Below are 12,022 nucleotides of genomic sequence, written 5' to 3' on the forward strand. Positions count from 1 at the left end.
ACGATGCGTCAGTCCCGGGTGCCCGGGCGGCTCAGCCCTTGATCGCGCCCTGCATGATGCCGCCGACGATCTGCTTGCCGAAGAAGACGAAGGCGAGCAGCAGGGGCAGCGTGCCCAGCAGTGCGCCCGCCATGATCACGGACTGGTCCGGGATGTAGCCGCGGCCGAGCCCGGTGAGCGCCACCTGGACGGTCGGACTGCCGGTCTGGGTCAGCGCGATGATCGGCCAGAAGAAGTCGTTCCAGGCCATGACGAAGGTGAGCATGCCGAGGACGGCCATCGCGGGCCGCGCCGCCGGAAAGACGACATGCCACACCACCCGCCAGCTGTTCGCGCCGTCGACCCGGGCAGCCTCGATCAGCTCGGACGGCAGCGCCTCGGTGAGGTACTGCCGCATGAAGAACACCCCGAAGGCGCTGACCAGGGTGGGCAGGACGACGGACTGCAACTGGTCGGTCCACGACAACTTGGCGATCATCATGTACAGGGGTACGACGCTGAGTTGCGGCGGCACCATCATCGTGCCGATGACCAGCAGGAGCAGCAGGTTCTTGAGCCTGAAGCGCAGCTTGGCGAAGGCGAAGCCGGCGAGGGTGGAGAAGACCACCGTGCCTGCCGCGACCGAGCCGGCCACGATGGTGGTGTTGAGCAGCGCGGTGCCCATGTTGGCGTCGGTCCAGGCGATCTCGAGGTTCTTGAGGAGATTGCCGCCGAACCAGAAGGGCGGCGGGGTCTGGGCGAGCCGTGTGTTGTTGCGGGAGGCCGCGACCGCCGTCCACACCAGCGGGAACAGCGAACCGGCCGTGAACAGGATCAGCACCGCATAGGTGAGTTTCCCGCCGTACAGATGCCGTCCGGCGTGACCGGTGCGACGAGTACGACCGGTGAGTCCGGGGCGAGCCGCGCGACCGGCGGGACCGGCGGGACCGGCGGGACGGGCCTGCTCGGCGTGACCCGCATGCTCGGAGTGCTCGGTAGATCGGGCATTGGGCATGTCGTCCCCCTACGCGCTCTTGCTCAGCCGGCGGGCGAGCAGCCAGTTCACCGCGCCGACGATCAACAGGATCAGGAACATCGCCCAGGCGATCGCCGAGGCCCGGCCCAGATGCAGATTCACCCAGCCCTGCTCGTACAGGTACAGCCCGAGCGTCTGGTACTGGTGGTCGGGTCCGCCGGTCGCCCCCGCGCCGCCGTTGAACAGCAGCGGCTCACCGAACAGCTGGGTCGCGCCGATCGTCGAGACGACACACGTGAACAGGATCGTGGGTCGTAGGGACGGCACCGTGACATGGCGGAACTGCTGCCAGCGCGAGGCGCCGTCGAGCGCGGCCGACTCGTACAGATCGCTCGGAACGGCCTGCATGGCCGCCAGATAGATCAGCGCGTTGTAGCCGGTCCAGCGCCAGATCACGATCGTGGAGACCGCCAGCTGCGAGGTCCACTCGCCGTTCTGCCAGTCGACGTGGTCGAGGCCGGCCAGGCCGAGCACCCAGTTGATCATTCCGTAGTCCCGCCCGAAGAGCAGCACGAAGACCAGGGTGGCCGCGGCGACGGAGGTGGCGTACGGAGTCAGGACGGCCACCCGGAAGAACATCGAGCCGCGCAGCCGGTAGTTGAGCAGATGGGCGATGCCCAGCGCGACGAGCAGCTGCGGCACGGTGGACATCAGGCCGATGGTGACCGTGTTCCGCAGCGCGTTCCAGAAGAACTCGTCCTTGAGGAGCCGGGTGAAGTTGCGCAGCCCCACCCACTCCATGTCGGTGGGCGCGGTCAGCTCCACGCGGTGCAGTGACGCCCAGCCCGTCCAGAGCAGCGGGAAGAGCCCGAAGGCGAGGAAGAAGAGGAAGAACGGTGCGACGAAGGCGTACGGGCTCCACTTCATGTCGAGCCGGTAGCGGCGGCTGCGCCGCGCGCTTCGGCGCTCCTCGGCCGCGCCGGCGACGCCGGTGGCCGGGGCCGCGCCCCCTTCCTTCGAGGGCGCGGCCGGAGCGTCGGATGCCATGTCCGTCACGGTCACTGGTCCAGGGCGTTGTCGATCGCCTTGACCGCGGCGTCCCATCCCTCCTTGGAGGAGCGGCCCTTCTGGTCGACCTGGAGCATGCCGATGTCGGACAGGTTCTGCGCGATGACCAGGTCCTTCGGGCCGACGATCTGGACCGGCACTCCCTCGGCGGCCTGCGAGAAGATCTGGCCTATGGGTGCCCCCGCGAAGTAGGTGTGCTTGGCGCCGGAGACGGCGGGCAGCGCGTACGCGGCCTTGGCGCTCGGGAAGCTGCCGCGCTCGGTGAACAGCTTCGCCTGCTGCTCGGGGGCGGTGAGCCAGGCGGCGAGCTTGGCCGCCTCGGTCTTGTTCTTCCCCGCCTCGGGGACGATCAGGAACGAGCCGCCCCAGTTGCTGGGCTTCGGAGCCGGCGCCACGTCCCATTTGTCCTTGCCCGCCTCACCGGCCTTGTCCTGGATGTAGCCGAGCATCCAGGCAGGGCAGGAAACCGTGGCGAAGGTGCCGTTCGCATAGCCCTGGTCCCAAGCGGGCGTGAACTGCTGGAGTTTGCCCGTGAGGCCCTCGGTGGCGAACGCGGCGGCGATGTCCCAGGCCTTCCTGACGGCCGGGTTGGTCTTGTAGACGACCTTCCCGTTCTCGTCGTAGAAGCGCTTGTTGCTGCTGCCGTTGATGGCGTTGAGCACTCCGGACGCGGAGTCGACGAACGCGGTGCCCTTGGAGGCCTTGGCCTTGAACTTCTTGCCCGCGTCCAGGTACTTGCTCCAGTCGCCCGACCACAGCTTGCCGACCTCCTCGCGGTCGGTGGGCAGCCCCGCCTCGGCGAACAGGTCCTTGCGGTAGCAGATGCCCTGCGGTCCGATGTCGGTGCCGAGTCCGACGGTCCTGCCGTCCTTGGTGGTGGCCTGTGCCCATTTCCAGTCCAGGAACGCGTTCTTGTCCACGCCTTCGGTCTTGCCGAGGTCGACGAGCTTGCCGGCCTGGGTGGCGGTGATCTCGGCGATGTTGTTGACCTCGACGGCCTGGATGTCGGCGAGGCCGCTGCCGCTGCCGAGGTGGGTGAGCAGCTGCGGGTAGTAGTTCTCGTTCCGCTCGATCGAGGTCTGCTTGATGACGATGTTCTTGTGGAGCTTCATGTACTCGTCGTAGAGCCCGGCCTCTTGGAGCCCGAAGGCCCCGAAGACGCCCACGGTGATCGTGGTCTTCCCCTTGGCGTCACCCCCGCCGTTCGAGGCACGGCCGGCGGGTTCCTCGCCGTCCTCGGCACAGCCGGCCAGCAGCCCGGCGCCGAGCGCGGCGACGACCGCGAGGATTACGGTCCTGCGCATTGCGTCCTCCTAGTGCCCTGACGTGCCACCCCGCGGCCAACTGGCGTGTGGCACACGGGCATTGCTGCACCGCGGCGCGGGCGGGGAACGTGCGGGTGGTGTGGTGAGTGCGGGTCAAGTGCTGTGGGAGCGCTCCCATTTGGGATGTGGTTGAAGGTTGGCCGCTCCCCGAGAGGGTGTCAAGGCACCCGGCACGTTATGTTCCCGGGCTGACCGGCAGGGGGTGCGGGGACGCCGTGCCCCGGATCGTTTCGCGCGGGATCAACGGCGTCGCGGGTCGACGACGAGGCCCCGCCGTGGGCCGGGCGGGCGTCGCCGGGCGGGCCGCGTACCCGGCCGGGCGCTCGCGGAGCGCTGCTCGGACGGCTGCCGCGCGGCGGCCACCGGAGCGGCCCCCGGACGCCCGGCTGACCGCCGCGACGGCTTCACGGCCGAGGGCCGCCGCCGGGCGGTGCCTCTGTCGCCGGAACGCTGCGAGAACCTGGACGCGGTCTTCGCGGTCTCGGTCGTGGATCGGCCGGGTATCGGCCCGGTTCTGCGGGGGACCTCGCTCCGGCGGCCTGCCCCAAGAGGACCGGCAGACCGGCGGCAGTCCTGGTGGGCCGGCTGCGGAGGGCGCTCCCGACGGAACAGGTGATCCGCGGGTCGTCGCAGGCGGCCGCGGGCGCCGGGCTCCCCGGCAACGTCAAGGGCCCCGGTCCGAAGACCGGGGCCCTTGACGATCAGGGTGAGTGACGGGACTCGAACCCGCGGCATCCTGGACCACAACCAGGTGCTCTACCAGCTGAGCTACACCCACCATGACCGGTCGTTTTCCCGACCGGCCGAGAAAAAGTGTACATGGTCCCGGAGGGTGCTCGCGCCACGGTTTTCTGCGGCCTACTGTGCGGGCAGTACGTGCCTGGCGGCGATGGTTCTGGCGGTTTCCGTGTCGGGGCCCGGCTGGGCCACGAAGACGGCCTCGCGGTAGTAGCGCAGCTCCGCGATGGATTCGCGGATGTCCGCCAGTGCCCTGTGGTTGCCGCTCTTCTCCGGACTGTTGAAGTACGCCCTCGGATACCAGCGCCTGGCCAGCTCCTTCACCGAGGAGACATCGACGATCCGATAGTGGAGGTAGTCCTCCAGCGTCGGCATGTCGCGCAGCAGGAAGCCGCGGTCGGTGCCGACCGAGTTTCCGCACAGCGGGGCCTTGCCGGGCTCCTTGACGTGCTCGCGTACGTACGCCAGGACCTGCTCCTCGGCGGCGGCGAGCGTGGTGCCGCCCGCCAGCTCGTCGAGGAGGCCCGAGGCGGTGTGCATCTGGCGCACCACCTCGGGCATTGTCTCGAGCGCTGCGTCCGGCGGGCGGATCACGATGTCCACCCCTTCACCGAGCACGTTCAGTTCCGAGTCGGTGACCAGCGCGGCCACCTCGATGAGTGCGTCATCCGCCAACGAGAGCCCGGTCATCTCGCAGTCGATCCACACCATGCGATCGTTCATGCGTCCTACTTTATGGCGCACTCCGCTGGCCGGGCAGACTCGGACGGCCATGACCTGCCGCGTACACGTCGGAATGGGGTTTGCCCAGCTCCGTCGCCGTCGCGGCCGAGTGGCCCGTCAGCCCCGCTGCGGCCGCCGCTGCCCGTCTCGCCCCAGGGGTCGCCTGGGCCGGTACGACGGCGTCCACCACCGAGGACGGCCCCGGGTCGCTCTGGGGCCTGCGAGCCCGGTACGCGGCCCGGTACGCGGCCGGGGACGAGCCCAGCTGCCGCCGGAAATGGCCGCGCAGTGCCACCGGGGAGCGGAAGCCGCACCGGCCCGCAACCTCGTCGACCGAGTAGTCGGAGGTCTCGAGCAGCCGCTGCGCCTGCAGCACCCGCTGGGTGATGAGCCACTGGAGCGGGGCCGAGCCCGTCAGTGACCGGAAGCGGCGGTCGAAGGTGCGCCGGCTCATGTACGCCCGTGCCGCCAGCGTCTCCACGTCGAACTGCTCGTGGAGATGCTCCAGGGCCCAGGAGACGACCTCGGCCAGCGGATCCGAGCCGATTTCCTCTGGTAAAGACCTGTCGAGATAGCGCTCCTGACCGCCGCTGCGCCGAGGAGGTACGACCAGCCTGCGCGCGAGCGCCCCCGCAGCCTCCGTGCCGTGGTCGGTGCGCACTATGTGGAGGCAGAGATCGATCCCGGCCGCCGTACCGGCGGAGGTGAGCACATCGCCGTCGTCGACGAAGAGCTCGCGCGGATCGACATGGACGGACGGATAACGCTTGGCGAGCGTCGGCGCGTACATCCAGTGGGTGGTGGCCGGGCGGCCGTCCAGCAGACCGGCTGCGGCGAGGACGAACGCCCCGGTGCACAGTCCGACGATGCGGGCGCCCTCTTCATGTGCCCGGCGCAGCGCGTCGAGCGCCTCGGGCGGTGGCGGCGAGGTGATCGAGCGCCAGGCCGGCACGACGACCGTGCCCGCCCTGCTGATCGCCTCGAGGCCGTACGGTGCGGTCAGTTCCAGACCGCCCGTGGTCCTCAGTGGTCCGTCCTCGCCACCGCAGACAAGCAGGCGGTAGCGGGGAACTCCGGCGTCCTGGCGGTCAATCCCGAACACCGAAAGTGGGATGGAACTCTCAAAGATAGGGCCGCCGCTGAACAGCAGCACTGCGACGACTTCCCGGCGCCGGCGGCCGGAGAGTTTCCGTGCTGCCTCCGGTGCGGCGGAGTCCTGACTCATGACGCTAAGCCCCCCTCGGTGTTCGCGTCTCCCCGTTCGTTTCGGGCCTTTCGCTCCTGCACGTTTCCCCTCGGTTTTGCACGAGTCCCCAGCCTTCGATACTCATGATCGAATCTACTGCGTCCCGTGGTGCCGTCGTGACAAGTTCGGCATGCACTGGTATGTCGACATGGCAACTTGGCGCGAAGCATTCGATCACGAAGCGTTCCACTCGCGAGCCCCGCAGGGAAGTGGGTCTCCCGTGCATGGCCCGTCCCCGTAGGGTCCGAACGCCGCGATTGGCCCTTTCTTCCCTGGTGGCAAGGGGGTTGGCAGGCCATTTCCCCAAGGAACGGCTCCTGGTGCGAAGTTGGCTGAAAACATATGGGTGTGAGTGTACGAACCCGTCAGTCACCTGGTGCACGCCGGGCCCCCGGACGGGCGCCGCGGTGCCCGTCCGTGCGCGAGAGGGCTGCCGTCCGCTCGGACCGGCGCAGCAGGACCCGGCACGCCGCGGTGACGGCGGCGAGGCCGAGCGCCACCGAGGCGGCTTCCCCGGCGGAGCTCCCGTACGCGACCAGCACCACGGGAACGAGCAGGCAGCTGAACGCCCCCCAGCGCACCACCGCGCCCGCCGAATCCGGGGAGCGTGTGGCAGTGGGCGCCGGTGCGCGGGAAGGCGCCGGCGCGCATGCGTGGCGGGGGCCGGATGCGGGGGCGTGCGCGGTGGCGGCGTACGCGCCCCGCCGCGGGCGCGAGGGCCGGCGGCGGCTGCGTGCGCGCCTGGCGGGGGAGGCGGACGCCGAGGCGCGGCGTGGGGCGGCGGCAGGGGTGGCGGGTCGTGCGGGCATGCCGGGGCCAACGAGGGGCGCAGTCATCCGGTCACTGTGCCGCGGCCGGCGGCCGGAAGACCGCTGTAGGGGCCAAGCGGCATTGCCATCCGGGACGGGCTCGGGCATGCTCCCTGGAACGCCGCGCATGGCGCGGCGGGCCCTGGGCAGGAGAGGAGTGTCGCCGTACCCTTGGGGTATGGGCTTGGGAAGATGATTCCCGGACACAGCTCCACCGCCACGCCAACCCGACGCACCTTCCTCAGACGACCTCCAAGAGGACCTTCTTCGCCGAGACACCGATGGCCGGTCACGAAATCCCCGAACCCGCCGACCGCAAGCAGGTGGCCGACCCTCTGTCGGACCTGCAAGCGGCCGAAGAGTCATGCCACTCCTGCGATCCCGCGTTCCGGCACGGAGTCGTCGTCGGCTTCGACGGATCGACCTCCAGTGAGCGGGCGCTCGCCTATGCGATCGGAATGGCGAGGCGCTCCGGTTCGGGCCTGATCATCGTCCATGTCGCCAATAGGCTGCCGACCACGGTCTGGGCGGGCTGCGAGCCGCCGGTCTTCGTGGACGTCCCCGATCACCGTACCGAGGTGCTCGGGCTGGAGCTGGCCTGCGCGGACTATCTCGCCGAGGTGCCGTGGATCCTGGTGGAGCGCGGCGGCGACATCTGCCATGAGCTCGAAGAGGTCGGCCGCGAGTACTCCGCCGACGCGATCGTGGTCGGTTCCACTCACGGCATCGTCGGGCGGATCTTCGGCTCGGTCGCCGGAAGGCTCGCACGGCGCGCGCAGCGCCCGGTCGTCGTGATCCCTTAGGCCCTGTCCGGCAGGCTGCCCAGCCGTATCCCCTGGCTTTCCTCCAGGCCGCGGCCATGTCCCCTGGCCGCCTCCTCTGCCCCGCCAACCCCTGCCGCCTCATTGGTTCGTGCGGATGAGGCGGCGTCAACTCTCCCTGTACGTACGGAAATCTACCCATCGGTACGAAGTGGATTGTGCGCTTGTGAAGGGTAGATAAGGGTGGCTGGGATGCAGCACAACTGCACAGGACAGGGAAGGGAGCCCGCCGTGGACAAGGATGTCTCTGCGGGAAGCGCTGGTACTTCGACTCTCGGCAACCTCGCACTCGGACTGACGCTGCTGGCCTTCGGCGTCGGCAGCACCGGAGTGATCGACAACGTCACGGCGGGCGACGCAGCCGCCCTCGCGACGTGGGTCGGCGGGGTCGCCCTCTTCATCGTCGGTCTGCTCGAGTTCCGGGCGGGCGACAGCGGCAGCGGCACGGCCTTCGCCGGACTCGGTGCCTTCTGGTTCACCTGGGGCACGAGCGCCGGCAGCGAGGTCTCGGCCGAGGCGGCAGGTCTGTTCATGCTGCTGTGGGCCTTGCTCGCGCTGACCCTGACCGCCGCGTCCGCGGGGAGCGGTGTGCTGGGGCAGGGCGTGTACGGGCTCCTGACCCTGTCGTTGCTGCTCGGCGGTATAGCGGCCTTCGCGGAGAACGACGGGCTCGCCAAGGCGGGCGGCTGGGTCGGCGCGGTGGCAGGCCTCGTGGCCTGGTACGGCGCGACGGCGGCGCTCGCCAAGTGGCCGACCTTCACCGGTCGTGCTGCCGGCCGGGGAGTGACGGCCACCGGCTGAGGCCGCGCCACCCGGGCTCGGGTGAGGTCTCGAGGCAGCCTCTGAGGCCGGCGGATCGGGTGTCGCCGGCCGGAACAAGGAACGCCCCCTGTGTGCTCGGTGGCATGCACAGGGGGCTGTTCTTTGCGGCTGAGCCTTCCCGGAGCTACTACGCCGGCCTCAGGCCGGGGACCCCCAGGAGGTACCCCCTGCTCTCGCGGAGGCGGCTGTCCGCCGTGGAGGTTGCTCGGTGATCGCTGCCGTGATCATCGGTGGAACTACTCCACCGTGACCGACTTTGCGAGGTTCCTGGGCTTGTCGATGTCCCGGCCCAGCGCCAACGCCGTGTGGTAGGCGAGGAGTTGCAGCGGGATGCCCATCAGGATCGGGTCCAGCTCGTCCTCGTTCTTCGGTACCACGATGGTGTGGTCGGCCTTCTCCTGCTCGCGGTGCGCGACCGCGAGGATCCGGCCGCTGCGGGCCTTGATCTCCTCCAGGGCGGCGCGGTTCTTCTCCAGCAGGTCGTCGTCGGGGACGATCGCGACCGTCGGCAGCGCGGGCTCGATGAGCGCGAGCGGGCCGTGCTTGAGCTCGGAGGCGGGGTAGGCCTCGGCGTGGATGTAGGAGATCTCCTTGAGCTTCAGGGAGGCCTCCAGGGCCACCGGGTAGCCGCGCACCCGGCCGATGAACATCATCGACTTGGCGTCCGCGTACTGCTCGGCCAGCTTCTTGATCTCGTCCTCGGTCTCCAGGATCTCGCTGATCTGTGCGGGCAGCTTGCGCAGACCCTCGATGATCCGCCTGCCGTCCGACACCGACAGGTCGCGGATGCGGCCCAGGTGCAGGGCGAGCAGCGCGAAGGCGACGACCGTGTTGGTGAAGCACTTGGTGGACACGACGCAGACCTCGGGGCCGGCGTGCACATAGGTGCCGCCGTCGGCCTCGCGGGCGATCGCCGAGCCGACGACGTTCACGACGCCGAGGACGCGGGCGCCCTTGCGCTTGAGCTCCTGGACGGCGGCCAGCACGTCGTACGTCTCACCGGACTGGGAGACGGCCACGTAGAGGGTGTCGGGGTCCACGACCGGGTTGCGGTAGCGGAACTCGGAGGCCGGTTCGGCGTCCGCGGGGATCCGGGCCAGCGACTCGATCAGACCCGCGCCGATGAGACCCGCGTGGTACGAGGTGCCGCAACCGAGGATCTTGACCCGGCGGATGCCACGGGCCTCCCGGGCGTCCAGGTTCAGTCCGCCCAGGTGCACCGTGTTGAACCGGTCGTCGATACGGCCGCGCAGCACCCGGTCGACCGCGTCGGGCTGCTCGCAGATCTCCTTGTGCATGTACGTGTCGTGGCCGGCCATGTCGTACGACTCGGCCTCCCACTCCACGGTGGTCGGCGTCGCCGTCGTGCGGGAGCCCTCGGTGGTGTACGTGCGGAAGTCGTCGGCCTTGAGGGTGGCCATCTCGCCGTCGTCGAGGGTGACGACCTGGCGGGTGTGGGCGACGAGGGCGGCGACGTCCGAGGCGACGAACATCTCCTTCTCGCCGATGCCGAGGACGACCGGCGAGCCGTTGCGGGCGACGACGATGCGGTCGGGGAAGTCGGCGTGCATGACGGCGATGCCGTACGTGCCCTCGATCGCACGGAGGGCCTCGCGGACCTTCTCCTCCAGGCTCTCGGCCTGGGAGCGGGCCACGAGGTGGGTGATCACCTCGGTGTCGGTCTCGGAGGCGAAGACGACCCCGTCGGCCACCAGCTTGGCGCGCAGCTCGGAAGCGTTGTCGATGATGCCGTTGTGGACGACGGCGACCAGGTTGTCGGGGGACAGGTGGGGGTGGGCGTTCTCGTCGCTCGGGGCGCCGTGGGTCGCCCAGCGGGTGTGGGCGATGCCGGTGGTCCCGGCGAAGCGCTTGGGGACGCGGGCCTCGAGGTCGCGGACGCGGCCCTTGGCCTTGACCATCTTCAGCGCGGCGGACTTGGGGCTGTTGATCACCACGCCCGCCGAGTCGTATCCCCGGTACTCCAGCCGCTGCAGGCCTTCCAGCAGCAGCGGAGCCACATCACGCTTGCCGATGTATCCGACAATTCCGCACATAAAGTCTTGCCCCTCCGTAGATCAGGTGTGTACTCGCTGTCCGTGGCAGCTCGGCCGCAATCCGGTCAGCCGTAGATCATGCGGCGCAGCTGGCGGAGCGAGAGCTCCGGCGGCGCCACGGCGCGGTGCGGCAGCTCTGCCGCGATGCGCTCGAAGATCACGGTGTTCGGATGGCCGCCGGACTGCAGCTCGCGATGGCGCCGCCGGACGAATTCCTCGGTCGTCTCGTCGAAGTACGCCAGCACGTCGAGCACCACCCGGGCCGCCTCACCGCGCCGCAGCGCGGTGCTGCGCACCAGATGGTCGACGAGGTCGTCGTGCGACGACGGACGGTGTTCGAGCACCCGTAGATATTGCGGGGCGAGTCCTCGGCTTTGCAAGAATCCTGCCCGAATCCGGGCAGGAGACTGGTCACATTCGTTTCAGGACGGCTGCTTTGGCGGTGCTGAACTCGTCGTCCGTCAGTATTCCGGCCTGATGCAGCTCGCCCAGCTCGCGCAGTCGGCGCAGCAGCGCGTCGTGATCGTCACCGCCCGGAGGGAGGGCAGCCGGGGGCGCCGGCGCGGATGCGGCGCCGGTCACGGCGGCGCTGTCACCGGCGGCGTACGGATGCGGCAAGCGGGCCACCACCGCCGCCGCCACCAGCGCCATCAACGGGTCCTTGCGGAAGCCCCACAGCTCCACCGCGTGCGGGTCGTACTTCGGCGGAACGCGTCCCGCGCCCTTGGACAGCACGAAGCGGACATAGCCGTTCTCCAGCCCGGCCGCGGGCAGCCACTCCACCGCCTGCACATCCGCCAGCGCCAGGGTGCGCGAGCCACCGGACGCCTTGGACTCGTCCGTCTTCCAGTTCCACTCCAGGCGGATGCGGTCCCCGTCGAAGGTGGCCGTGCCGTCGCCGGCTCCCACGGTGATCGGCAGAGCGGGGCCCGGCAGCAGATAGGCGTCCAGCGGACCTGCCTCCACCTGCTCCAGCAGCAGCGCGTGGCGTACCTCGTCCACGAAGTACTCGGCGACCCCGGAGCGGTCGCTCTCCACGCTCAGCCGGTACGGGTCGGAGCCGTCGTCCAGTCGGCCCCCGGTGATCTGCAGCAGAGGGTCCGCGCCGTCGCGCAGCCGCAGCCGCAGTCGTCCCGCCTTCTTGCCGGGTTCGAACGATATGCCGCCCAACGCCCGCAGCGGTACGGCGACTTCGCCGAGGGACCGGCGCAGCAGGCCCACGCTCTTGTCGCTGCCGGGCACGATGCGCACCGTGTCACCGTCGAACGTCCAGGTCCCGTCCTTCTGGATGATTTCCGCCATGGAGGGATTCTCGCAGCGGCCGGCGGGGGTAGGGCCAAGCGGGGGCAGTTCCGTCCGGTGGTCCGGGGGGCGTCCCCCGGGTGGGCACACGTCATCGCATGAACGAGTAAGTGGTCTACACCTTGACCGCAGTTGAGGTGCACGGTACGCATGGTGACC

The 12,022-nt window shown here is 69.6% G+C and carries 11 protein-coding genes and 1 tRNA gene; 2 read left to right on the plus strand and 10 right to left on the minus strand.

Annotated elements, in window-relative coordinates; genetic code table 11:
- Positions 1 to 31: 31 nt before the first annotated feature.
- From ABZ208_RS01010 to ABZ208_RS01040, 7 genes are all read right to left on the minus strand, one after another.
- Entirely contained in the window at positions 32 to 994 is a 963-nt protein-coding gene (locus ABZ208_RS01010) for a carbohydrate ABC transporter permease (protein WP_356907443.1), read from the minus strand.
- Positions 995 to 1,003: 9 nt separating this feature from the next.
- Positions 1,004 to 2,002, minus strand: coding sequence for a sugar ABC transporter permease (locus ABZ208_RS01015; RefSeq protein WP_356907444.1), 999 nt, complete (start codon positions 2,000 to 2,002; stop codon positions 1,004 to 1,006).
- An 11-nt stretch (positions 2,003 to 2,013) separates the two neighbouring features.
- Positions 2,014 to 3,327 carry an ABC transporter substrate-binding protein gene (locus ABZ208_RS01020; protein ID WP_356907445.1) on the minus strand — a complete coding sequence of 438 codons (1,314 nt, stop codon included), beginning with the start codon at positions 3,325 to 3,327 and terminating at the stop codon, positions 2,014 to 2,016.
- Positions 3,328 to 4,053: 726 nt separating this feature from the next.
- Positions 4,054 to 4,126, minus strand: a tRNA-His gene (locus ABZ208_RS01025).
- An 80-nt stretch (positions 4,127 to 4,206) separates the two neighbouring features.
- On the minus strand, positions 4,207 to 4,809 hold the full coding sequence (orn, locus tag ABZ208_RS01030; RefSeq protein WP_356907446.1) for an oligoribonuclease: 603 nt from the start codon (positions 4,807 to 4,809) through the stop codon (positions 4,207 to 4,209).
- 10 nt (positions 4,810 to 4,819) lie between these two features.
- The gene (locus ABZ208_RS01035; protein WP_356907447.1) at positions 4,820 to 6,034 is read right to left on the minus strand and encodes a helix-turn-helix domain-containing protein; all 1,215 of its coding nucleotides are present in this window, start codon (positions 6,032 to 6,034) and stop codon (positions 4,820 to 4,822) included.
- 386 nt (positions 6,035 to 6,420) lie between these two features.
- Positions 6,421 to 6,891 (minus strand): hypothetical protein, encoded by a 471-nt coding sequence (locus ABZ208_RS01040; protein ID WP_356907448.1) that lies wholly within the window; start codon positions 6,889 to 6,891, stop codon positions 6,421 to 6,423.
- Between the two features lie 254 nt (positions 6,892 to 7,145).
- Between ABZ208_RS01040 and ABZ208_RS01045 the strand changes: the two genes are divergently transcribed.
- Both ABZ208_RS01045 and ABZ208_RS01050 read left to right on the plus strand, forming a co-directional pair.
- Positions 7,146 to 7,667: a universal stress protein gene (locus ABZ208_RS01045; RefSeq protein WP_356907449.1), complete on the plus strand. Its 522-nt coding sequence runs from the start codon at positions 7,146 to 7,148 to the stop codon at positions 7,665 to 7,667.
- A 249-nt stretch (positions 7,668 to 7,916) separates the two neighbouring features.
- Entirely contained in the window at positions 7,917 to 8,486 is a 570-nt protein-coding gene (locus ABZ208_RS01050) for a GPR1/FUN34/YaaH family transporter (protein ID WP_328400340.1), read from the plus strand.
- A 257-nt stretch (positions 8,487 to 8,743) separates the two neighbouring features.
- Here the strand turns inward: ABZ208_RS01050 and glmS are convergent, their stop codons facing one another.
- The 3 genes from glmS to ABZ208_RS01065 all read right to left on the minus strand — a co-directional run bounded on the left by glmS (position 8,744) and on the right by ABZ208_RS01065 (position 11,863).
- Complete coding sequence (gene glmS, locus ABZ208_RS01055; protein ID WP_356907450.1) at positions 8,744 to 10,561, minus strand: glutamine--fructose-6-phosphate transaminase (isomerizing); 1,818 nt, start codon at positions 10,559 to 10,561, stop codon at positions 8,744 to 8,746.
- Between the two features lie 65 nt (positions 10,562 to 10,626).
- Positions 10,627 to 10,905 carry a hypothetical protein gene (locus ABZ208_RS01060; protein WP_328400343.1) on the minus strand — a complete coding sequence of 93 codons (279 nt, stop codon included), beginning with the start codon at positions 10,903 to 10,905 and terminating at the stop codon, positions 10,627 to 10,629.
- Between the two features lie 67 nt (positions 10,906 to 10,972).
- The gene (locus tag ABZ208_RS01065; protein ID WP_356907451.1) at positions 10,973 to 11,863 is read right to left on the minus strand and encodes a DUF4429 domain-containing protein; all 891 of its coding nucleotides are present in this window, start codon (positions 11,861 to 11,863) and stop codon (positions 10,973 to 10,975) included.
- Positions 11,864 to 12,022 lie beyond the last annotated feature (159 nt).

This window comes from Streptomyces sp. NPDC006208 (assembly GCF_040613775.1).
Taxonomy (GTDB): Bacteria; Actinomycetota; Actinomycetes; order Streptomycetales; family Streptomycetaceae; genus Streptomyces.